At 63.4% G+C, this 21,967-nt stretch carries 24 protein-coding genes; 13 read left to right on the forward strand and 11 right to left on the reverse strand.

Annotated features, from left to right (window positions below; genetic code table 11):
• Positions 1 to 36 precede the first annotated feature (36 nt).
• The 3 genes from FJ978_RS22470 to FJ978_RS22480 all read left to right on the forward strand — a co-directional run bounded on the left by FJ978_RS22470 (position 37) and on the right by FJ978_RS22480 (position 3,657).
• Complete coding sequence (locus FJ978_RS22470) at positions 37 to 1,203, forward strand: diphosphate--fructose-6-phosphate 1-phosphotransferase (protein ID WP_140574079.1); 1,167 nt, start codon at positions 37 to 39, stop codon at positions 1,201 to 1,203.
• Positions 1,203 to 1,919: an MBL fold metallo-hydrolase gene (locus FJ978_RS22475; RefSeq protein ID WP_181176646.1), complete on the forward strand. Its 717-nt coding sequence runs from the start codon at positions 1,203 to 1,205 to the stop codon at positions 1,917 to 1,919. The genes FJ978_RS22470 and FJ978_RS22475 overlap by 1 nt, the downstream gene beginning before the upstream one ends.
• 196 nt (positions 1,920 to 2,115) lie before the next feature.
• On the forward strand, positions 2,116 to 3,657 hold the full coding sequence (locus FJ978_RS22480; protein WP_140574083.1) for a DegQ family serine endoprotease: 1,542 nt from the start codon (positions 2,116 to 2,118) through the stop codon (positions 3,655 to 3,657).
• A gap of 82 nt (positions 3,658 to 3,739) precedes the next feature.
• On the opposite strand, the gene coaA is transcribed toward FJ978_RS22480, so the two are convergent.
• The 8 genes from coaA to hisB all read right to left on the reverse strand — a co-directional run bounded on the left by coaA (position 3,740) and on the right by hisB (position 9,321).
• Complete coding sequence (coaA, locus tag FJ978_RS22485; RefSeq protein WP_013891696.1) at positions 3,740 to 4,699, reverse strand: type I pantothenate kinase; 960 nt, start codon at positions 4,697 to 4,699, stop codon at positions 3,740 to 3,742.
• Positions 4,700 to 4,723: 24 nt separating this feature from the next.
• Positions 4,724 to 5,047, reverse strand: a complete 324-nt coding sequence (locus FJ978_RS22490; RefSeq protein WP_140574085.1) for a phosphoribosyl-ATP diphosphatase — start codon at positions 5,045 to 5,047, stop codon at positions 4,724 to 4,726.
• Positions 5,048 to 5,156: 109 nt separating this feature from the next.
• Positions 5,157 to 5,948, reverse strand: coding sequence for an imidazole glycerol phosphate synthase subunit HisF (gene hisF, locus FJ978_RS22495; protein WP_140574087.1), 792 nt, complete (start codon positions 5,946 to 5,948; stop codon positions 5,157 to 5,159).
• Complete coding sequence (locus FJ978_RS22500; protein WP_140574089.1) at positions 5,948 to 6,784, reverse strand: arginase family protein; 837 nt, start codon at positions 6,782 to 6,784, stop codon at positions 5,948 to 5,950. Before FJ978_RS22500 ends, hisF begins: the two co-directional genes overlap by 1 nt.
• The gene (gene hisA / locus FJ978_RS22505; protein WP_013891700.1) at positions 6,781 to 7,530 is read right to left on the reverse strand and encodes a 1-(5-phosphoribosyl)-5-[(5-phosphoribosylamino)methylideneamino]imidazole-4-carboxamide isomerase; all 750 of its coding nucleotides are present in this window, start codon (positions 7,528 to 7,530) and stop codon (positions 6,781 to 6,783) included. Before hisA ends, FJ978_RS22500 begins: the two co-directional genes overlap by 4 nt.
• Positions 7,531 to 7,588: 58 nt before the next feature.
• Positions 7,589 to 8,239, reverse strand: coding sequence for an imidazole glycerol phosphate synthase subunit HisH (gene hisH / locus FJ978_RS22510; RefSeq protein ID WP_140574091.1), 651 nt, complete (start codon positions 8,237 to 8,239; stop codon positions 7,589 to 7,591).
• A gap of 1 nt (position 8,240) precedes the next feature.
• Entirely contained in the window at positions 8,241 to 8,717 is a 477-nt protein-coding gene (locus FJ978_RS22515; protein WP_140574093.1) for a DUF2628 domain-containing protein, read from the reverse strand.
• Positions 8,718 to 8,721: 4 nt separating this feature from the next.
• A complete protein-coding gene (gene hisB / locus FJ978_RS22520) occupies positions 8,722 to 9,321 on the reverse strand; it encodes an imidazoleglycerol-phosphate dehydratase HisB (protein WP_140574095.1) in 600 nt (199 codons plus the stop codon).
• Positions 9,322 to 9,548: 227 nt separating this feature from the next.
• Here hisB and hslV point away from each other — a divergent pair, with 227 nt between their 5' ends.
• From hslV to FJ978_RS22545, 5 genes are all read left to right on the forward strand, one after another.
• Entirely contained in the window at positions 9,549 to 10,100 is a 552-nt protein-coding gene (gene hslV / locus FJ978_RS22525) for an ATP-dependent protease subunit HslV (RefSeq protein WP_013891704.1), read from the forward strand.
• Entirely contained in the window at positions 10,090 to 10,611 is a 522-nt protein-coding gene (locus FJ978_RS22530; protein ID WP_140574097.1) for a GNAT family N-acetyltransferase, read from the forward strand. Before hslV ends, FJ978_RS22530 begins: the two co-directional genes overlap by 11 nt.
• Positions 10,612 to 10,615: 4 nt before the next feature.
• On the forward strand, positions 10,616 to 11,215 hold the full coding sequence (locus FJ978_RS22535; RefSeq protein WP_140574099.1) for a DUF2585 domain-containing protein: 600 nt from the start codon (positions 10,616 to 10,618) through the stop codon (positions 11,213 to 11,215).
• Positions 11,216 to 11,219: 4 nt separating this feature from the next.
• Positions 11,220 to 12,530 carry an ATP-dependent protease ATPase subunit HslU gene (gene hslU / locus FJ978_RS22540; RefSeq protein ID WP_013891707.1) on the forward strand — a complete coding sequence of 437 codons (1,311 nt, stop codon included), beginning with the start codon at positions 11,220 to 11,222 and terminating at the stop codon, positions 12,528 to 12,530.
• Positions 12,531 to 12,765: 235 nt separating this feature from the next.
• A complete protein-coding gene (locus tag FJ978_RS22545) occupies positions 12,766 to 13,725 on the forward strand; it encodes a DUF1402 family protein (protein WP_140574116.1) in 960 nt (319 codons plus the stop codon).
• 126 nt (positions 13,726 to 13,851) lie between these two features.
• On the opposite strand, the gene FJ978_RS22550 is transcribed toward FJ978_RS22545, so the two are convergent.
• Genes FJ978_RS22550 through FJ978_RS22560 form a run of 3 tightly spaced genes read right to left on the reverse strand, consistent with a single transcriptional unit; the run spans position 13,852 to position 16,518 of the window.
• The gene (locus FJ978_RS22550; protein WP_181180428.1) at positions 13,852 to 15,087 is read right to left on the reverse strand and encodes an FAD-dependent oxidoreductase; all 1,236 of its coding nucleotides are present in this window, start codon (positions 15,085 to 15,087) and stop codon (positions 13,852 to 13,854) included.
• Positions 15,087 to 15,401, reverse strand: a complete 315-nt coding sequence (locus tag FJ978_RS22555; RefSeq protein ID WP_140574118.1) for a MocE family 2Fe-2S type ferredoxin — start codon at positions 15,399 to 15,401, stop codon at positions 15,087 to 15,089. The genes FJ978_RS22550 and FJ978_RS22555 overlap by 1 nt, the downstream gene beginning before the upstream one ends.
• 25 nt (positions 15,402 to 15,426) lie before the next feature.
• Positions 15,427 to 16,518, reverse strand: coding sequence for a fatty acid desaturase family protein (locus FJ978_RS22560; protein WP_140574120.1), 1,092 nt, complete (start codon positions 16,516 to 16,518; stop codon positions 15,427 to 15,429).
• A gap of 164 nt (positions 16,519 to 16,682) precedes the next feature.
• Between FJ978_RS22560 and FJ978_RS22565 the strand changes: the two genes are divergently transcribed.
• The 5 genes from FJ978_RS22565 (at position 16,683) to FJ978_RS22585 (ending at position 21,896) form a co-directional block, all read left to right on the forward strand.
• A complete protein-coding gene (locus FJ978_RS22565; RefSeq protein ID WP_140574122.1) occupies positions 16,683 to 17,714 on the forward strand; it encodes a LacI family DNA-binding transcriptional regulator in 1,032 nt (343 codons plus the stop codon).
• A 64-nt stretch (positions 17,715 to 17,778) separates the two neighbouring features.
• Positions 17,779 to 18,570 carry a hypothetical protein gene (locus tag FJ978_RS22570; protein ID WP_140574124.1) on the forward strand — a complete coding sequence of 264 codons (792 nt, stop codon included), beginning with the start codon at positions 17,779 to 17,781 and terminating at the stop codon, positions 18,568 to 18,570.
• A 415-nt stretch (positions 18,571 to 18,985) separates the two neighbouring features.
• Positions 18,986 to 19,927, forward strand: coding sequence for a sugar ABC transporter substrate-binding protein (locus FJ978_RS22575; RefSeq protein ID WP_013891714.1), 942 nt, complete (start codon positions 18,986 to 18,988; stop codon positions 19,925 to 19,927).
• Positions 19,928 to 20,034: 107 nt separating this feature from the next.
• The gene (locus tag FJ978_RS22580; RefSeq protein ID WP_140574126.1) at positions 20,035 to 21,111 is read left to right on the forward strand and encodes an ABC transporter permease; all 1,077 of its coding nucleotides are present in this window, start codon (positions 20,035 to 20,037) and stop codon (positions 21,109 to 21,111) included.
• 2 nt (positions 21,112 to 21,113) lie between these two features.
• Entirely contained in the window at positions 21,114 to 21,896 is a 783-nt protein-coding gene (locus tag FJ978_RS22585; protein WP_013891716.1) for an ATP-binding cassette domain-containing protein, read from the forward strand.
• The last annotated feature ends 71 nt before the right edge of the window (positions 21,897 to 21,967 follow it).

The raw sequence follows: 21,967 nt of genomic DNA on the forward strand, positions 1-21,967 counted from the left end.
GTGCCTTGAAAATCATCGCTTCGGGAGACGCCAGGAATGACCGGAACTTTTGTCATCGCGCAGGGCGGCGGCCCGACCGCCGTCATCAACCAGACGGTGGTCGGTGCGACACTGGAGATCCGCAAGCGGCATCCGGGCGCCAAGGTGCTGGGCTCCATCCACGGCGTGCGCGGCATTCGTGATGGCAATTATGTCGACCTCTCGGCCATTCCCGAAGACCGCCTGCGGCTGATCGCCGGAACGCCAAGCGCTGCACTGGGCTCGACGCGCGACAAGCCGGATGCCGCCTATTGCGACGTCATCCTCAACGGCCTCAAAAAGGCCGGCGCTGACGCCTTCATCTATATTGGCGGCAACGACACGTCGGGTACGCAGCAGATCCTGACCGATGCGGCCGGTGGCAGCATCGCTTTCGTCCATGCGCCGAAAACCATCGACAATGACCTCGAGGAAAACGACCACACGCCGGGATTCATCTCGGCCGCCGAGTTCGTCGCCGGCGCCTTCCTGTCCGTCGATCTCGATTTCCGCGCCCTGCCCGGCATCTATGTCGGCATCGTCATGGGCCGGCATGCAGGCTTCCTGACCGCGGCCGCCGCCGCCTGGCAGCTCGATCCCGATAGCGGCCCGCATCTGGTCTACGTGCCGGAACGGCCGTTCTCGGCCGCCGGCTTCATCGACGACGTGCGCGCCACGCTCGACCGCCACAAACGCTGCATCGTCGCCGTGTCGGAAGGTGTCAGCACCGCCGACGGCAAGGCGCTGGTCGAAAGCCTGGTGCCGCCGGACAAGCTTGAGCGTGATGCGCATGGCAACGTCAAGCTGTCGGGCAGCGACCTGCCGGCGGCGCTCGAGCGTGCGCTGGCCGAGGGCCTGCCGGGCAAGCGCGCCCGGGTCGATGCACTCGGCTACATGCCGCGCGGCTATGTCGGCGCCATCAGCGCCGTCGACGCGCAAGAGGCCTTCGATGCCGGCGCCTTCGCCGTCTCCGTCGCCGAACAAGGCGGCGGCTCGGTGGCGCTGCAGTATGACGGCGCTAAAACGGTGCTGAAGAAGGTGCCGCTGAAGAACGTAGCCGGCAAGACCCGTCACATGCCCGACGATTTCATGCAGCCCGAGGTCAACCAGCTGTCCGAGGCCGGCATGGCCTATCTCAAGCGGCTGGTGCCGGAAAAGTACAAGGTCGGGAAGCCATTCGTCTGATGGAATGGTTCAGCAAGAGCATCGTCGACGACGAGACGACGATGCTGACCGAGCCGTTCGTGCATGACTATGTGCGCGCCAATATCTGGCATCTTCGCGGCCGCGACGCCGATCTTTTGGTCGACACCGGCATGGGCATCCGTCCGCTGGCGCCGGAGATCGAAACGCCCGATGGAAAGCCGCTGCTGGTCGTCGCCACCCATATCCATCTCGACCATGTCGGCTCGCTGCACGAATTTCCATGGCGGGCGGGACCCAGGATGAGTGCGGCGCAATTCGAAAGCATGGATGAGGCGGCGACCTACGCCTACATGTTCCATGATCTTGAAGGCGCCGTTTCGAAACTGCCCGAGCCGGGCTGGAAAGCCGCCGACTACAAGATCCCGTCGGCGCCGCTGACGCGGACCCTCGACGAAGGCGACGTGATCGATCTCGGCGACCGGCAATTCCGCGTGTTGTACCTGCCCGGGCATTCGCCGGATTCGATCGCGCTGTTCGACGAGGCCGACGGCCTGTTCTTCAGCGGCGACGCCATCTACGACGACACGCTGATCGACAGCCTGCCGGATTCCGACCGCGCCGCCTATATCGGCACCATGCGGCGCCTGCTCGACCTGCCGATCCGCATCGGCCATGGCGGCCACGGCCCAAGCTTCGACGGCGAGCGCATGCGTGCGATTGCAACGGCCTATCTGCGCTCGCATCCCGGTCTGTGAGCGCTCGCTGAATTAAATCTTCGTAAGGTCGGTCAAAAACCCTAAATCGGGCCGATCCGCGCCCTAGATAGTTGGTTGTCGATCCGGCCGGCCGCCATGTACGGCGAGACAGGCACTCCCGGTCCTCGACGCGCCGAGGGGCGCTGCCCAGGCACGCTCGCGGCGCCGGATCAACTCTCGCCCGGACAGAACGACCATGTCACCTCTAGGCATCCTTCGCAGACATCGCGTCGCCGCCCTGCTGGGCGCCGCGCTGATTATCTCCCCTGTTGTCGTTTCATTCGCCCAGAACACGAACGGCATCGCCAAGATCGTCGCGACCACCCAGACCCCGGTACCCGGAATATCGGCGCCGAACGGTTCGTTCGCGCCGGTCGTGGCCGCGACCAAACCAGCCGTCGTGACGGTAACGACCGTCATGAAGGCACAACCGGAAGCCATGAACGAAGCGTCGCCCTTCCAGGACAATTCCCCGTTCGACGACTATTTCCGGCAGTTCTTCGGCGACCAGGGCATGCCCATGCCCAGGACCCCGCCACAACAGCAGGCGCCGCGAACCGAGGCCCTGGGCTCCGGCTTCATCGTCGGTGCCGACGGCACCATCGTCACCAACAACCACGTCGTCGACGGCGCCTCCTCGATCAAGGTGACGCTCGACGACGGCACGGAGCTGCCGGCCAAGGTCGTCGGCAGCGACGCCAAGAACGATCTCGCCGTGCTCAAGATCAAGGCCAGCAAGCCCTTGCCGACGGTCAAATGGGGTGACTCGGACAAATTGATGACCGGCGACCAGGTGCTGGCGATCGGCAATCCGTTCGGCATCGGCACCACGGTTAGCGCGGGCATCGTCTCGGCGCGCGGCCGCGACCTGCACAGCGGGCCGTTCGACGACTTCATCCAGATCGACGCGCCGATCAACCATGGCAATTCCGGCGGTCCGCTGGTGGATGTGAACGGCAATGTCATCGGCATCAACACGGCGATCTATTCGCCCAATGGCGGCAGCGTCGGCGTAGGCTTCGCCATTCCCTCCGACCAGGCCCAGAAGGTGGTCGCCAAGCTGGAGAAGGGCGGCTCCATCCAGTACGGCTATCTCGGCGTCGATATCCAGCCGGTGACGCCGGACGTTGCCAGCGCCATGGGGCTCGATCATCCCGGCGGCGCGCTGGTTTCCCAGGTCAATGACGGCTCCCCGGCAGCCCTTGCCGGCGTCGAAACCGGCGACGTCATCACCGGCTTCGCCGGACAGGACGTGAAGGATCCCAAGGATCTGTCGCGGGCCGTCGCCGACGTCGCCCCTGGCACCAGGGAAACGCTCGACGTCTGGCGCAAGGGCAAAGCCATGAAGATTTCCGTCGATGTCGGACGCAACAGCGACGATGCGAAGACGGCATCGACCGGCGGCTCCGGCGCGCCGGGCGCCGAGCAGGGTTCCGGTGCGCCAGCGCTCGGCCTCGGCCTGATGGACATCACGCCCGACATTCGCCAGCAGATGAACCTCGCTGACAACGAGCGCGGCGCGGTGGTTGCGCGCGTCAATCCCGACAAGGCAGCGGCCGCTGCCGGCATCCAGCCGGGCGACATCATCGTCGCCGTCAACCAGGTTCCGGTGAAGAGCGCCAAACAGGTGACTCAGGCGGTTGCCCAGGCAGGCAAATCAGGGCGCAAGTCGGTGCTGTTGCTGGTCGAACGCGGCGGCAGCCAGATCTATGTCGCCGTGCCGTTCGCCAATGGCTGAGACGTGATGCTGGCCTGAATAACGGCGTGGCGGCTTGTCGACGACGAGCCGCCATGCGTTCCAGCCTTGCGGCCACCGCCAGCTACAGTTTGCGCAACGCCACTTCCTCGACCAGGTGGTCGGCGCCCTTGCGCAGGATGAGGTCGGCGCGGGCACGCGTCGGCAGGATGTTCTCGCGCAAATTCTTCAGGTTGATGTTGGTCCACAGGCCTTCGGCGATGGCCCGCGCCGAATCCTCCGAGAGCTGGGAATAGCGGTGGAAGAAGGAGTCCGGATTGCGGAAAGCGGTCTCGCGCAGCCGCATGAAGCGGGAAATATACCACTCGTGGATCAGCTTCTCGTCGGCGTCGATGTAGATGGCGAAGTCGAAGAAGTCCGACAGGAAGGGCACGATCTTGCCGTCCTGCGGCAGCTTGCCCGGCTGCAGCACGTTGATGCCTTCGAAGATCAGGATATCCGGCCGGTCGATGGTGACGAACTCGCCGGGAATGACGTCATAAGTGAGGTGCGAATAAACAGGCGCGCGGACATCGGGCAGCGCGGACTTGATGCCGGAGAGGAAGCGCAGCAGCGCGCCGACATCGTAGCTGTCGGGGAAGCCCTTGCGTTCCATCAGGTTTTCGCGGCGCAGCACCTCGTTGGGCAGCAGGAAACCGTCGGTGGTGATGAGGTCGACCTTGGGGCTCGACGGCCAGCGGGCCAGAAGCTCCTTCAGCACGCGCGCCGTGGTCGATTTGCCGACCGCGACGGAGCCGGCAATGCCGATGATGAACGGCGTCTTGACGATATCGACGGCGTTGAAAAAGGCCTGACGCTGTCGGAACAAGAGCTGGCTCGCCTCGACATGGGCGGACAGCAGCCGCGACAGCGACAGATAGATGCGCGAGACCTCCGCGAGGTCGACCGGGTCGTTCAGCGAACGCAGGCGGCGGAACTCGTCCTCGCTCAGCGTCAGCGGCGTGTCGGCGCGGAATTGCGACCATTGCTCGGCGGAGAAGAAACGAAACGGGGAATATTTCTCGGTCGGCGCGAGCTGATCCATCGAGATACCTGCCCTTCCTCGCGGTCAGCCCTTGGGCCGTGACGCCTTCTCGGCGATGCCCGAACGCCCGGTGCGGCTTTCGAGCTCCTTGAGCACGTCGCTCAACGGAACACCCGAGAGGCCGAGAACGACGAGCCAATGATATATAAGATCGGCACTTTCGGAAACGAGGCCTTGCTTGTCGTCCTTGACGGCGGCAATCACCGTCTCGACCGCCTCTTCGCCGAGCTTCTGCGCCGCCTTGTCGATGCCGCGGGCGAACAGTTTCGCCGTCCACGAGTCGGGGTCACCGGAATGGGCGCGCTCGTGGACGATTTTTTCCAGATCGGACAGCGAAAATTCAGCCATGGCGCCTGAGGGCCCCTTTTCTTAGCCGGAAAGCCTCTAGAGCATTTCACCGTTTCACGGAAACGGCGAACCGCTCTATCTCTTTGTTTTTACGCAATTCCGAATTGCTCTAGGACCGATCGCCCGAGGAGTCCAGCCGCATCGGCAGGCCGGCCGCGGCCATATGTGCCTTGGCCTGGGCTATGGTGTAGGTGCCGAAATGGAAGATCGAGGCCGCCAGCACCGCGCCGGCATGGCCGTCGCGGATGCCTTCGACCATGTGATCGAGCGTGCCGACGCCGCCCGAAGCGACAACCGGGGCGCGCACCGCGTCGGCGACCGCGCGGGTGAGCGCGATGTCGTAGCCGGCCTTGGTGCCGTCGCGGTCCATCGAGGTCAAAAGGATCTCGCCGGCGCCGCGATTGACCATTTTTCGGGCGAATTCGACCGCGTCGATGCCGGTCTGCTCGCGTCCGCCATGGGTGAAGATCTCCCAGCGGTCGGCTTCGCCGTCGCCGGACACTTTCTTGGCGTCGATGGCGACGACGATGCATTGATTGCCGAACTTGTCGGCTGCTTCCGCGACGAAATCCGGGTTCGTCACCGCTGCCGTGTTGATCGACACCTTGTCGGCACCGGCCAGCAGCAATTTCCGGATGTCGGCGACCTGGCGCACGCCGCCGCCGACGGTCAACGGCATGAAGCATTGCTCGGCGGTGCGGGCGACGACGTCGAAAATGGTCTCGCGATTGTCCGACGAAGCGGTGATGTCGAGAAAACAAAGCTCGTCGGCGCCGGCCGCGTCATAGGCCTTGGCCGCCTCGACCGGATCGCCGGCATCGATGAGATCGACGAAGTTGACGCCCTTGACGACACGGCCGTTCTTGACGTCGAGGCAAGGGATGACGCGGGCTTTCAGCATCAGCGGCCCTCTATCGTGGCGATAAGATCGTTGAGCAGCTGGCCGACCAGCGGCGGCACGTCGGCCTGGGCGTCGAAGGCCGGATCGTAAGCGGAAACGGTGATGCCGACGATCGGCACGGCAAGCGCGATGGCGCAAGCCGCGTCGCGCAATTGTTCCGGGTCCGGCCCGCCGGGGGTAACGTAGCGGTTGGCCTGCAGCTCCTCGGGATCGTGCACGTCGAGATCGAGATGCATGTGCACGCGTTCGGCGCCGGCAGCCTTCAGCTTTGCCGTCGCTTGTGCCACCCCGGGGCATTCCGTGCGGATGATCGGCAGCGTCTCGACAAGTTTTTCTTCGTCCGGATCGAGATCGCGCGCGTTGACGAGCACGCAGCGTGAGGGATCGATCGGCTTGAAGCCCGGAATGGCGCCCGCCATCGGACGCCAGCACAGGCCGAGCACCGTCGCCAGCGCCATGCCGTCGAGAAAGCCGTATGTGGATGTCTCGGGCGTGTTGAGATCGCCATGCTGGTCTGCCCAGATGATCGCATCGGCACCCTCGCCTGCGACCGCACCGGCTGATGTCAGGCAATTTCCGGCCAGCACAATGGGGAACCGGCCCCTGTCGATGGCAATGCGAACCTCGCCTGAGACGGCATTGCAGACGGCAAAGCCGGTGGCGATCTCGCGTTCCTGGGCATCGCCGACCCTGCCGATATCCTCCACGGTCACGTCGTGGCCGGCCATGGTCAGGGCGTCGACGAGGCCGCCTGCGATCAGCGCATCGGGGCCCTGGCCCATGCCGCCATGATAATGGCCGCTGTCATAGGAGGCCAGGATGATGGTGAGCTTCACGACCGCGCCTCCATTGCCGGCTTGCCCCGCAGGATCGCCAGCGCCTCGGTCGGATCGATGCGGCCGTCATAGAGCGCGCGGCCCGAAATGGCGCCTTCCAGTTTTTGCGCGTCCGGCATGGTCATGCGTACGATGTCGGCGATCGAGGCGAGGCCACCCGAAGCGATGACCGGGATCGAAACCGCCTCGGCGAGGTCGATGGTGGCGTCCCAGTTGATGCCGGTCAGCACGCCGTCGCGGTCGATGTCGGTGTAGATGATGGCGGCGACGCCGGCGCCTTCGAATTTCCTGGCCAGCTCGATGACGCCGAGGCTCGACGCCTCGGCCCAGCCTTCGACGGCGACCTTGCCGCCCTTGGCGTCGATGCCGACGGCGACCTTGCCCGGGAAAGCCTTGCAGGCCTGCCTGACCAGATCGGGATCGCGCACGGCCACCGTGCCAAGGATGACGCGGGCGAGGCCGCGGGCGAGCCAATCCTCGATCTGCTCCAGTGTGCGGATGCCGCCGCCAAGCTGTACCGGGTTCTTCGTCGCCTTGAGAATGGCGCCGACGGCGGCACTATTGACGCTCTGGCCCTTGAAGGCGCCGTTGAGGTCGACGACGTGCAGCCACTCGAAGCCTTGTTCCTCGAAGGCTCGCGCCTGTGCGGCCGGATCATCGTTGTAGATGGTCGCGGTGGCCATATCGCCGTGCTTCAGGCGCACGCATTTGCCGTCCTTGAGGTCGATGGCAGGAAAAAGGATCATCTAGGCGCCTCGACGATGACGAAATGACCTGATGAGGCGGCAAGTTTGCTCATGCTCGTCAGGGCCTCCAACGCAGGAAGTTGGTGATCAGCGCCAGGCCGAGCGCCTGGCTCTTCTCGGGATGGAACTGCGTGCCGGCGAGATTGTCGCGGGCAACAGCGGCCGTCACCGGGCCGCCATAGTCGGCGACCGCAAGGACCTCGTCCGCCTGGCGCGCATCGAGATGGTAGGAATGGACGAAATAGGCGTGCAACCCTTCTGGTCCAATGGGAATGCCTGAAAACAGCGGATGCTGGCGTCTCAGTTCGATCGTGTTCCAGCCGATCTGCGGGATCTTCAGCGCCGGATCGGCCGGCGCGATCTCCTTGACGTCGCCCGCAATCCAGCCAAAGCCGTTGGTGACGGTCTTTTCGAGACCGCGCTCGGACATCAGCTGCATGCCGACGCAGATGCCGAGGAAAGGCCGGCCCTTGGCAATGGCGACGTCCTCGACCGCTTCCCACATGCCCTCGACGGCGCGCAAGCCGGCCGCGCAGTCGGCATAGGCGCCGACGCCCGGCAGGACGATGCGGTCGGCGGTGCGCACCCGCTCGGCATCGGCCGTCAGATCGATTTCCGCGGATATGCCGGCTTCGCGCGCGGCGCGCTCGAATGCCTTGGTGGCCGAGCGCAGATTGCCCGAACCATAATCGATAATTGCTACCCGCATGTCAGCGCCGTCCCGGAATGTGGGTCAGTCCCAGCGCCATGCCCGGCTGCGCCGGGCGCGCCAAGGCGGCATCCGGAACCATGCGCGGCGCAGGTGCGGCTTCTTCCGCATGCGCCTCGGCCTCCAGCGCATAGCGGACGTCGGCATCATCCAGCCAGCCGGCCTGGACCACGCCCCATTCATGCCAGCCGCGGCGGCGGAGCGCAGCGATGCGCAGCCCCTGCCCTTCCAGGCCGACATAGAGCGAGACCAGCAGCGACAGCAGCGAGCCGGCAAGGCCAAGGCCGAGCTTCTCACCAAGCATCGAAAGCAGGCCCATGACGACGAAGGTCAGCGCCGCCTCGATCCACAGCCGATGCCAGGCGAACCATAGTGGCGGCACCAGCAGGCCAAGCCAGGTGAAGCCGTCACGGACAAAGACCGTTGCGCCGGCTCTCTCGCTGCGGCCGGGTGGTTCCATCACGACATAGCTGGCCATGACGCTATCCCTTCAAAGATCCCTTGGTGGAGGGAACCGCGTCCGGCTGGCGCGGATCGCGTTCCAGTGCGGCGCGCAGCGCGCGCGCCACCGCCTTGAAGCAGGTCTCGGCGATATGATGGTTGTTGGCGCCATAGTGGTTGGTGACATGCAGCGTGATGCCGGCGTTCTGCGCCAGCGCCTGGAAGAATTCACGCACCAGTTCGGTATCGAAGGTGCCGATCTTCGGCGACGAGAACGAAACGTTCCAGACCAGGAAGGGGCGGCCGGAGACGTCGATCGCCGCGCGCGTCAGCGTCTCGTCCATGGCGAGGTCGATCGAGGCATAGCGCATGATGCCGCGCCGTTCGCCCAGCGCCTTGGTCAAGGCTTGGCCAAGCGCGATGCCGGTATCCTCGACCGTGTGGTGATCGTCGATGTGCAGGTCGCCCTTGGCCTTGACCGTCATGTCAATCAGGGAATGGCGGGCAAGCTGGTCGAGCATATGGTCGAAGAAGCCGACGCCGGTAGCGATATCAGATTTTCCCGAACCGTCGACTTGGACCGACACCGAGATGTCGGTTTCCCTGGTCTTGCGGTTGGCTTCGGCGGAACGGGGCGCCATTGCTGTATCCTTGTCCCATTGGTTCACATGGTGACCGGTTCACGGGCCTCAAGCGCTCGCGGGCTTGAAAACGAGAGCCTTCTATCAGCATGATCCGGCGATTGCCAGTTGCGATCCCCGCCGCTATCCAGCCGTTTGCAATCATTGGTCCCATGCATACATATGGCCGATAAAATCACTCGTACCGTGCCAATCGCCTTTTGGGATCGCGCGAATCGGAGCTAAAAATGTCTGACAATCTGACCATGCACGCCACGACCATCGTGACGGTGCGCAAGGGCAACAAGGTGGTGATCGCCGGCGACGGCCAGGTCAGCCTTGGCCAGACCATCATGAAGGGCAATGCCCGCAAAGTCCGCCGTATCGGCAAGGGCGGCAATGTGATTGCCGGTTTCGCCGGCGCCACCGCCGACGCCTTCACCCTGTTGGAGCGGCTTGAAGCCAAGCTCGAACAATATCCCGACCAGCTGACGCGCGCCTGCGTCGAGCTTGCCAAGGACTGGCGCACCGACCGCTATCTGCGCCGGCTGGAGGCCATGATGCTGGTTGCCGACAAGTCGGTCTCGCTGGCACTGACCGGCACCGGCGACGTGCTCGAACCCGAACATGGCGTCATGGCCATCGGTTCCGGCGGCAATTATGCACTGGCCGCCGCACGCGCGCTGATGGACACCGACAAGGATGCCGAGGAGATCGCCCGCAAGGCGATGCAGATCGCATCCGATATCTGCGTCTACACCAACAACAATTTCGTCGTCGAAACGCTCGATGCCGGCTGAATCAGGCGTGCTCTATGATTTTCGGCCGGTGACGGAGAAAGATCTGCCGATGATCGCCGGCTGGCTCGCCGAGCCGCATGTCGCGCAATGGTGGGACGATCCGGAGACCGAAATCGCCGAGATCCGCGAGCACATCGACAGTATTTCCGTCGAGCCGCTGATCGTCGAACTCGACGGCATTCCGATCGCCTATCTGCAGAGCTACGACCCGCATCTGGAAGACGATCATCCCTATGCCGACCAGCCGTTCGGCACGCTCGGCATCGACGTGTCGATCGGCCGGCCGGAGCTGGTAGGCATCGGCCATGGCTCGGCGATCGTGCGCCAGTTCGTCGAGCAATTGTTCGAGGAAGGCGTGCCGCGCGTCATCATCGACCCCGACCCGGCCAATCTCAGGGCCATCCGGGCCTATGAAAGAGCCGGATTCCGGGCCATTGATCGCAGGCAATCGGTCTATGGCGACGCCGTGCTGATGGCGATCGATGCCGACGATGAACAAGAGGGGGAATAATCAAATGAGCACACCCGGCGTTGACGAGGGCTATTCGGCCTATGAAGACAGCTGGCGCATGGGACTTCTGCTCGTCCTTGGGCTGCTCATCTTCCAGGCCGGAGCCCTCTACGGAATGGGCCATCCGCCGATATGCACCTGTGGCTACGTCAAGCTTTGGCACGGCGTGGTGAACAGTTCCGAGAACTCCCAGCATATTTCGGACTGGTACACCTTCTCGCACATCATCCACGGCTTCCTGTTCTATGCGCTGGCCCAGTTCCTGTTCCCGCGTTCGCCGATCGGCCTTAGGCTGGCCTTTGCCGTCTTCGTCGAGGGCGGCTGGGAGCTGCTCGAGAACAGCCCGTTCATCATCGAGCGGTACCGCGCGGGCACCATCTCGCTCGACTATTATGGCGACAGCATCATGAATTCGGTGTCCGACACACTGGCCATGGTGCTGGGATTTGTGATGGCGCGAAAGCTACCTATATGGGTGATCGTCAGCCTCGCCGTCCTCTTCGAACTGGGCACCGGCTATCTCATCCGGGACAATCTGACACTCAACGTGATCATGCTGCTGCATCCGTTCGAGGCCATCAAGCAGTGGCAAAGTGGAATTTAGTGATATGAGCACCTTCTCACCCCGCGAAATCGTTTCGGAACTCGACCGCTTCATCATCGGCCAGAAGGACGCCAAGCGCGCCGTGGCCATCGCCCTGCGCAACCGCTGGCGCCGCCAGCAGCTTGAAGGCCAGATGCGCGAAGAGGTGATGCCGAAGAACATCCTGATGATCGGGCCGACCGGCGTCGGCAAGACCGAGATCTCGCGTCGCCTGGCGCGGCTGGCCGGTGCGCCTTTCGTCAAGGTCGAAGCCACCAAGTTCACCGAAGTCGGCTATGTCGGCCGCGATGTCGAGCAGATCATCCGCGACCTGGTCGAGATCGCCATCGGCCTGGTGCGCGAGAAGATGCGTGAGGACGTCAAGGCGCGCGCCCACGTCAACGCCGAGGAACGCGTGCTGGAAGCGCTGGTCGGCAAGACGGCCAGCCCGGCCACGCGCGACAGTTTCCGCAAGAAGCTGCGCGACGGCGAACTCGACGACAAGGAGATCGAGATCGAGGTGGCCGACACCGGCACTGGCGGCATGCCCGGCTTCGAGATCCCCGGCATGCCGGGCGCCAATATCGGCGTGCTCAACATCAACGACATGCTGTCGAAGGCGATGGGCGGCAAGAAGACCAAATTGCGCAAGACGACGGTGAAGGAATCCTACGACCTCCTGGTCAACGACGAGTCCGACAAGCTGCTCGACCAGGACGAGGTGGTGCGCCGGGCGCTCGATGCCGCGGAAAATGACGGCATCGTCTTTCTCGACGAGATCGACAAGATCGCGGCGAGATCCGACATTTCCGGCGGGCCTTCGCGCGAAGGCGTGCAGCGGGACCTGCTGCCGCTGGTCGAAGGCACCACGGTGGCGACCAAATACGGGCCGTTGAAGACGGATCACATCCTGTTCATCGCTTCCGGCGCGTTCCACGTCTCGAAGCCGTCCGACCTTTTGCCGGAGCTGCAGGGCCGCCTGCCGATCCGCGTCGAACTGCGCGCGCTGGAAAAGGAGGATTTCGTCCGCATCCTGACCGAGACGGAAGCGAGCCTGATCAAGCAATATATCGCGCTGATGAAGACCGAGGGCGTCGAGCTGACCTTCACCGACGATGCCATCGATTCGCTCGCCGGCATTGCCGTCGACCTCAATGCCAGCGTCGAGAATATCGGCGCCCGGCGGTTGCAGACGGTGATGGAGCGGGTGCTGGACGAGATTTCCTACGACGCGCCGGACCGCAATGGCACATCGGTGACCATCGACGCAGCCTATGTCGAAAAGCATGTCGGCGATCTCTCGCGAAACACGGATTTGTCGCGATTCATCCTTTAAAAGGCGGCGTCGGTTCATCCGGCGCCGGTTCAGGCAACACGTCCCGGCAAAAGCATCATGTGTGGCCAGATGGTACCATCTGGCCACCTTTCGTCTTGCCTTGTGCGGGGGCGCTCTCGACTCGACCAAGAGCTTTACCTAGTTTGCGCGGCAATTCTCGATCTCTTGGTTTGACGCAATTCCGGACGAAAAACCGTTTCACACTTTCCTGGAATTGCCTGGGCAGCGGCGGCGCATGAAAAAACTCATCCTGGTCCTTCTCGGCCTGACGCTGGCGGCGACGCTGTTCGCCGCCGATGCGGCAACATTGGTGCCGCCGGGAAACCGCAATGCCGAGCAGCCCGACATTCCGGGCGCCTCGAGCCGGCGCACGCAGGCGACCAACACCACCTTCCAGGCGAAATACCGCAAGGTCTACGCTTTGCTGCAGAATGACGCCGACCTGCGCGCCAAGATCAAGAAGGCAGCTTCCGCCTACGGCATCGATCCGATGCACATCGTCGGCGCCATCGTCGGCGAGCACACCTACAATGTCGACGCTTATGACCGGCTGCAGACCTACTATGTCAAGGCGATCTCCTACCTCTCCAGCAAGCTGTCCTTCGCCTATGACGGCGAGGACATCACCGATTTCGTGCAGCGGCCGGAATTCAGGAAATGCGCCGGAATGTCGGACAGCTACGATTTGTGGGAATGCCGCGAGCAGGTGTGGAACCGCTCGTTTCGCGGCAAGACCGTTGGCGGGACCAGCTTTCCCAACGATCGTTTCGGCGCCACCTTCTTCCAGCCCTACTATGCCGGCCAGACTTTCGGGCTCGGCCAGCTGAACCCGCTGACCGCCCTGCAGATGAGCGATCTCGTGCACAAGGTGTCCGGACTGCCGGAGCTCGACGTCGCCGACCCCAATGCGGTCTACAAGACCATCATGGATCCGGACCTGACACTGCCTTACGTGGCAGCGACGATCCGGAAATCGATCGACGCCTACAAGAGCATTGCCGGCTTCGACATTTCGGGCAATCCGGGACTGACCGCCACGCTCTACAATGTCGGCAATCCGGAGCAGCGTGCCTATGCGCTGAAGGCCGAAAACGACAAGCGCCGCGCCGCCGGCGAACCGGCGAAACTGCCGGAAGAGAATTATTACGGCTGGCTGGTCAACGACAAATTGTCGGAGCTGAAGGCGCTGTTTTAGGTGAGAAGCTCAAGGTCCCTACCTCCCGCTTGTGGGAGGTCGGACCGAAGGTCCGGGCGGGGGTCGGTGCCGCACCCCCACCCCGCTGCTTCGCAGCGACCCTCCCCACAATGGGGAGGGTAAATCTTAAGCCGCCAGCAACGACTTCAGCTTCACATCCTGCGATCCCAGCGCTTCCGGCGTGGGCTTTGCCCGCTTGCCGATCAGCATTTCGGCCAGCCTGATGTCGCGGGCGACCGCATTGCCGGGGCCGATGCCGCTCGCCGCCACCAGCCTGCCGTCCTCAGCCAGATGGAACAGGATAAAGGCGCCGTCGCCGAGATCGCGGCGCACCGTGCTCCGGCCTTCGTCCGAGAGCCCGGCGATCTGCAGCGACAGGCCATACTGATCCGACCAGAACCATGGCACCGCCGCATGCGCCTCACCGGCGCCCAGCATGTTTCTGGCAGCCAGCGCGCCCTGCTCCTGGGCGTTGCGCCAGGCTTCCAGCCGCACGCGACGGCCGCCATAGACGGCGAGCGGGAACGAACAGCAGTCGCCGGCGGCAAAGATGTCGGCATCGCTGCTGCGCAGTTGCCCGTCCACGGCAATGCCGTTTTCGATCGCCAGGCCAGCTTCGGCGGCCAGCGCGGTCACCGGCACGGCGCCGATGCCGATGATGGCGAGATCGGCCGATACCTGACGTCCGCCGGCAAGGGCGATGCGAACTTGCCTGCCGTCGTCGGCGATCGACGCAATGCCGTCGCCGCACAGTATGTCGACGCCTTCGGCATTGTGCGCCTGATGGATGATTTCGGCGATCTCGGCCGGTACGCCGCGCATCAGGATGCGCGGTTGCGCCTCGATGACGGTGACCGAGGCGCCGAGCTTGCGAGCCGCGGCGGCAAGTTCCAGGCCGATGAAGCCGCCGCCGATGATGGCAATGCGGTTGCCGGCGCTGAGATGGGCGCGGATGGCCAGCGCATCGGCGAAGGTGCGGAGATAGACGCAGCGCGCGCCAAGGCCGGGCATCGGCAGCTTGCGCGGGGTCGAGCCGGTGGCCAGCAGGAGTTTGTCGTAGGGCAGCACCGAGCCATCCGACAGGCGCACCGCATGCGCCGCGCGATCGATCGCCACGGCCTGGACGGAATGGATATGGCGGATCGACTTTTCAGCTAGCATCTCGTCGCTGGCGATCGCCTTGATTTCCGGCGCGTCGCTGGCCATCGCGTCCTTAGACAAAGGCGGCCTTTCATAGGGCAGATGCGGTTCGTCGCCGACCAGCGTCACGGGCCCATCATAGCCGAGATCGCGCAGCGCGAGCGCTGCCCGCCCGCCGCATTCGCCGGCGCCGATGATGACCATGCCGCGCGCCATATCCATCACCCGATCTGAACCAGGACTTTGCCGGCGTCGACCTTGACCGGATAGGTTTTCAAGTTGACACAGACCGGCGCGCCCCTGGCCGCACCCGTCTTGTAGTTGAAGCGGCCATTGTGCTTGGGGCATTCGATGATGTCGTCCATCACCAGCCCGTCAGCGAGATGCACCTTCTCATGCGAGCAGAGCCCGTCGGTGGCGAAGTAGTCGTCATCGGGCGAGCGGTAGATGGCGAAGGTGCGGCCGCCATGGTCGAAGCGCATCACGTCCTCTTCGTCGATATCGCCGGCGGCGCAGGCCTCGACCCAGTCGCTCATTTGTTCCTCCGCAAAAATCGCATTGTTATTCCGCCGCAGCGGCGACGGCATCCCTGTGGAATTCCTCGCGATAGGGCCTGGCGGTCGGCGGCAGTTCGCGCTTGAGGAAATAATCCTCGTTGCGCAGCTGGCGCAGGAAGACCGGTATCATCTCGCGGTAGCCGGCCAGGATCGACGGGGTCGGCGCCGGCAAATCGTGCTTGATCAGCGCATGCAGCTTCGGCAGTGCATGGTAGGGCACCATCGGGAACATGTGATGCTCCACGTGATAGTTCATGTTCCAGTAGATGAAGCGGCTGATCGGGTTCATGTAGACGGTGCGGCTGTTCAGCCTATGGTCGGTGACATTGTCGGCCAGGCCGCCATGCTGCAGCAGGCCGACCATGACATGGTGCCAGGCGCCATAGAGCCTGGGCAGGCCGACCAGCATCAAGGGCAGGAACGAGCCGGAATAGAGCGCCAGCGCGATGGTCGCGGCATAAATGGCGGTCCAGATGCGGGCAATGCGGATCGCCTTGCCCTGTTCCTGCTCCGGAATGAAGGTCTTTTCGGCGGCGCTGATGTTGCCGGCGGCGTTGCGCAGCATGTCTGACATCGCATGCCAGGCATCGAGCACGCCGACAAAGCCGAGGATGGCGCGCACCAGGTCCGGCGGCCGCATGACCGAGATTTCCGGGTCGCGGCCGACGATGATGGTGTCGGTGTGGTGGCGCGTGTGGCTCCAGCGCCAGGTCACCGGATTGCGCATGATCATGAAGCAGGCGATCTGGTAGACGACGTCGTTCATCCACTGCGTGCGGAAGGCCGTGCCGTGGCCGCATTCGTGCCAGCGTGAATCGGTCGAGGAGCCGTAGAGCAAGCCATAGACGAAGAAGAACGGCACGCACCACCAGCTGCCCCAGAACCAGGCGCCGCCGGCGCCGCTGACGACGAGCGCTGCAATCCAGATCGCGGTATCGCGGATCGCCGGACCGTCGGAGCGCTGCATCAGCTCCTTCATCTGCTTGCGCGGAATGTCGGTGTGATACCACTCGGCCGCCGACAGGCCGTTCTCCACGGCGAGCTTGGCGTCGCGGCCGATCAGGCTGTAGTCACGCCGGGACGGCGCTATGGTCATGGTTGCCTCCCTCGGCAGGGCATTGGCCAGGCGAATGCCGAACATTCCAATCTTCGAGCCTGAAAATACCGCCGAGTCATGATAGACTCAATGTCACAAAGATAGTTTCTATCATTTCCTATCAGAGTGATGTATCATTATTCGGCAATCGAACGAGGGCGATCATGGCGAAACGGCCGACCATCACCGATCTGGCGCGCATCTCCGGCGTCAGCGTGGCCACGGTGGACCGCGTGCTCAACAACCGCCTGCCGGTGCGCGAGGAAACCGCGCGCCGCGTCTATGAGACCGCGACCGAGATCGGCTATCACGCGGCCGGCCTGATCAAGCAGCGCATGCGCCATGAACTGCCGGAGTACCGGCTCGGCTTCCTGCTTTTGAGAGGCAATGACGTCTTCTACTCGGAGTTCGCGCGGCAGCTCGAACTCGCCGTATCGCAATCGCAGCGCTTCCGCGGTGTCGCGGTCATCGACTTCACCAGTTCACTGACGCCGGACGAGATCGTCGAGCGCACGCACAGGCTGGCGGCCAGATGCAGGGCCATCGCCCTGGTCGGGCCGGACCACCCGACGCTGACAGTCGCGGTCGAGGAGATGAAGGCCAGGGGATTGCCGGTCTTCTCGCTGCTATCCGACTTCGCGGCCGGCATTCGCGAGGGCTATGTCGGCCTCGACAACCGCAAGGTCGGCCGCACCGCGGCCTGGATGATCTCGAAGGCGGCGAAACGGCCGGGCAAGGTCGCGCTGTTCGTCGGCAGCCATCGCTTCCACGGGCACGAGCTGCGCGAGATCGGCTTTCGCTCCTTCTTCCGCGAACAGGCGCAGGAATTCACGCTGCTTGAAACGCTGGTCAATCTCGAAGCCAACCAGATCACGCAGGACACGCTGCTCGAGCTTCTCCACCGCCACCCCGATCTCGTCGGCTGCTACGTCGCCGGCGGCGGCATGGAAGGCGCGGTCGCGGCGCTGCGGCAAGCCAGGCCGGCCGAGATGCCGGCTGTCGTCTGCAACGAGATCACGGCGGTCTCGCGCTCGGCCCTGGCCGACGGTGTGCTGACGATGGTGATCTCGACGCCGCTGGCCGCCCTTTGCCGCGAACTGGTCGATCTCATGGCGCATGCCATCGAGGCCGGCGCGGCGAACGCGCCGGGCCAGACCTTCCTGCCGTTCGAGATCTACCTGCCCGAAAATATCTAGCGCTGCCTTTACAGGCATCGCCGGTTGAGTTGACGCCGAATCCGGCCGTCAATATAGACCGCTGATGGGCGAGGACAGGTTTGGGTACATCGCGTTCGGTAAGGATGAGCTTTATGCTCGGGGCGCGCTCTTCAGCGCTCTTCGACTGCAGCACTATTGCCCGGGCGCCAAGATTACCGTCCTGACCGACAGGCCGTCCGTTTTCGACGGCTACTCCATCGAAACCATCGAACTCACCCCCGACACAAAAGCCGAGATGTCTTTTGGCAACCGGTATCTATTTGGCATCAAGGCAGCCGGCATTATCGAGATGTTGAGGCGATGCGAACGCCTGTTCTTCATGGATACGGACATGTATCCGACCGGCGATATCTCGCATTGCTTCGATGGCATTTCCTCATCGCTTTCAACCATGAGAAAATGCGAAGGAACGCCCAAGCCTGCCTACCGCGAAATCGAAGACAAGGGATTTCTGCTCGGAAACCACAGGCTGACCGGGCGCGAGCCTATGTGGAACAGCGGCGTTCTGGGCGTTCACAACGCCAACATACCGGCGCTGATCGAGGCCTACCATGCCATGGAACAAATGATCGGCGTCGTGAGAGCCCATACCACGGAACAATTCTGTATCGGCGTGGCGCTGTCAAACGACGGGCGGAAAATCCGCCGACACCGGCTGCCTATCCGCAATTACAACACCCGGGGAAGAAAGCTATTCGCCCGAAGGCGGATCGACGCTTTCTTCGAGGCCAATGGCAATCTCGACGCCGCACAACTGCGCAAGCAGGCGGCCGCATACAGAGTCTGGCGGGGGCCGCTGGACCTCTTGCTGCAAAGAGGCATCTGGCATTTCTGAACGCTGGCCCAACGGCAAGCTTCCCTCAAAACGCTCATGCCTACTCGCTGGCCTACTCACTGGCCTACTCACTGGCCGCAGCCGAGCGTCCGGCAAATCCGCATCGCCGACGTAGTCAGCGTTCGCTCTCCGCCGGCTCATCACAGCCTGTGCGCCTCGACCTCAAAATCGCGCATCCGGTTTTGGAATGGCTCTTGACGCCCTGATGTGAAATGGAATAAATATTTCACTAGCTGTGTATTTTGGTTCTTTCGTTCCGGTCTGACTATATGTTTCAAACAGGCGGTTTGGCGTTCCAGCCGATGCAGGAAACGTCGCGCGGATCGAGACGACATCAGGGAGAGATTCCCCGGGGAGATCGGGGATTCCGGAGAGATCGGTGCAACCGGACACCAAAAGTGGAGGAGAGATTACAATGAAGAAACTGCTTTTGGGCGTCGCCTTCGCGGCGCTGATGAGTTCATCGGCTTTTGCCGCCAAGATCGGCGTGTCGATGGCCAAGTTCGACGACAACTTCCTGACCGTGTTGCGCAACGGCATGATCGAGCAGGCCAAGGGCATGAGCGGCGTCGAACTGCAGGTCGAAGACGCGCAGAACGACGTTGCCAAGCAGCTCGACCAGATCAAGAACTTCGCGGCTTCGGGCGTCGACGCCATCATCGTCAATCCGGTCGACACCTCGGCCACGCAGGCCATGTCGGACGCCGCAGCGGCCGCCAAGATTCCGCTGGTCTACGTCAACCGCGAGCCGGTCAATGTCAACACGCTGCCGGACAACCAGGCCTTCGTCGCCTCGAACGAGGCCGATTCCGGCACGCTCGAAACCAAGGAAGTCTGCCGCCTGTTCAAGGAAGCCGGCAAGAAGGAAGCCAATGTCTATGTCATCATGGGCGAGCTTTCCAACCAGGCCGCCGTGCAGCGCACCAAGGACATCGAAGAGGTCATCGCCACGCCGGACTGCAGCTTCATCAAGATCATCGACAAGCAGACGTCGAACTGGAACCGCGACGAAGCGCAGAACCTGATGACCAACTGGCTGTCGACCGGCAAGCCGTTCGACGGCGTCATCGCCAACAATGACGAAAGCGCCATCGGCGCCATCCAGGCGATGAAGGCCGCCAACATCGACATGAAGTCGGTCGTTGTCGGCGGCGTCGACGCCACCCAGGACGCGCTGGCGGCCATGCAGGCCGGCGACCTTGACGCAACCGTGTTCCAGGATGCTGCCGGCCAGGGCGCCGGTGCGCTGGATGCGGCACTGAAGCTCGCCAAGGGCGAGAAGGTCGAGCACAAGGTCTACGTGCCCTTCCAGCTGGTGACGCCGGCCAACATCGACAAGTTCCTGAAGAAGAACTGAGCAACGGATCCACGGAGCGGCGCTCTCGCGCAAAGACAGCGCCGCTCCTCTTCCCCCGGGGCGCCTTCGGGTGCCGAGGACGACCGTGGCTGATGGAGGATAGAAGATTGGCACAGACATCTCACGGCGTCGGCGGGGTCAGCTATGACGCGAAGAAGCGCAACTGGCCGGCCGAATTCAACGTCTTCCTGGCGCTCGTCATCCTGGTCGTCATCTTCGAACTGATCGGCCGTATCTTTCTCGGCGACAGTTTCCTGTTCAACACCCGCAGCGACGTCGGCGGTCTGTTCAACGAGGCACGCCTGCAGATCATCATCCTGCAGGTGTCGATCGTCGGCATCATCGCCATCGGCGTGACGCAAGTGATCATCACCGGCGGCATCGACCTGTCCTCGGGCTCGATCGTCGGCGCGACCGCCATGATCGCCATGAGCTTCGCCCAGGTGGCGACCGTCAACGGCAACCCCAACCCCAAGGCGATGTTCCTGGCGCAAGGCTGGACCGACCTGCCGGTCATCGTGCCGGTGCTGGTGGCGATCGGCTGCGGCCTGTTCGCCGGCCTGGTCAACGGCGCGCTGATCGCCTACACGCGCATTCCGCCGTTCATCGCCACGCTCGGCATGATGGTCACCGCGCGCGGCATCGCCAAATGGTGGTCCAAGGGCCAGCCGATCTCGTTTCCCACCGACAGTTTCGCGGCGATCGGCAAAGGCTTGATGCCGGTCATCATCTTCCTGTCGCTGGCCATCCTGTTCCAGCTGATCATGACCTACACCAGGTATGGCAAGCATTGTTACGCGATCGGTTCCAACGAGGACGCCGCGCGCATGTCCGGCATCAAGATCGCCAACCACAAGATCCTGGTCTACGTCATCGCCGGCATTCTCGCCGCGCTCGCCGCCGTGGTGCTCTCTTCCAAGAACCTCACCGCGCAGTCCGGCATGGGCGTGATGTACGAACTCGACGCCATCGCCATGGCGGTCATCGGCGGCGTCTCGCTGTCGGGCGGCCGCGGCTCGATCATCGGCACGGTGATCGGCTCGCTGATCTTCGGCGTCATCATCTCCGGCTTCACCTTCCTGCGCCTCGACGCCTATTACCAGGAGATGGTCAAGGGCGTGATCATCGTCGGCGCCGTCGTTCTCGACCAATGGCGCCAGCGTATGCGGGCATTGAGGGCTTGACCATGCCAGATATCTCCACGACAGACATCGTCCTGAAGACCGAAAACCTGACCAAGCGCTATGGCGGCGTGCATGCGCTGGAAGGCGCCAATTTCGAGCTGCGCAAAGGCGAGCATGTCGCCATCATGGGCGACAACGGCGCCGGCAAATCGACCTTCGTGCGCCAGATCACCGCCGTCGAACAGCGCACCAGCGGCCAGGTCTGGTTCGATGGCAAGGAAGTGAATTTTGCCGGGCCGATCGAGGCTCGCACGGCGGGCATCGAGACCGTGTTCCAGAACCTGGCGCTGGCCGACGACCTCGACGTGCCGTCGAACTTGTTCCTCGGCCGCGAAAAAGTGCTGTTCAACCTCGGCCCGTTCTCGATCCTAGACCGCAAATACATGCGCAAGGCGACCGAAGCTGCGCTGATCCGCACTGCGGTGAAGATCCCCAATCTGTCCAACACCATCCGCCATATGTCGGGCGGCCAGCGGCAATGCGTGGCGATCGCCCGGACCGCGACCTTCGCCTCCAAGCTGATCATCATGGACGAGCCGACGGCGGCTCTCGGCGTGCAGGAGACCGCACAGGTCGAAAACATCATCCGCACATTGAAGGACAATGGCGAGCCGCTGATCCTGATCAGCCACAACATGCGCCAGGTGTTCGACCTCTGCGACCGCATCGTCGTCTTCCGGCGCGGCCGCATCGTCGCCAATCTGCGCAAGGAGAACACGGACGGCCAGGACATCGTCTCCTACATCACCGGCGCCAAGACCGGAGAGGCGGAACTCGCGGCCTAAAACAGGGCGGTCACCCGGTTCCGGGACGATCCGCCGCGCTCGGAAATAACCTTGCCACCTTTTCCCGACGG

It is taken from the genome of Mesorhizobium sp. B1-1-7 (assembly GCF_006442705.1).
GTDB lineage: Bacteria > Pseudomonadota > Alphaproteobacteria > Rhizobiales > Rhizobiaceae > Mesorhizobium > Mesorhizobium opportunistum.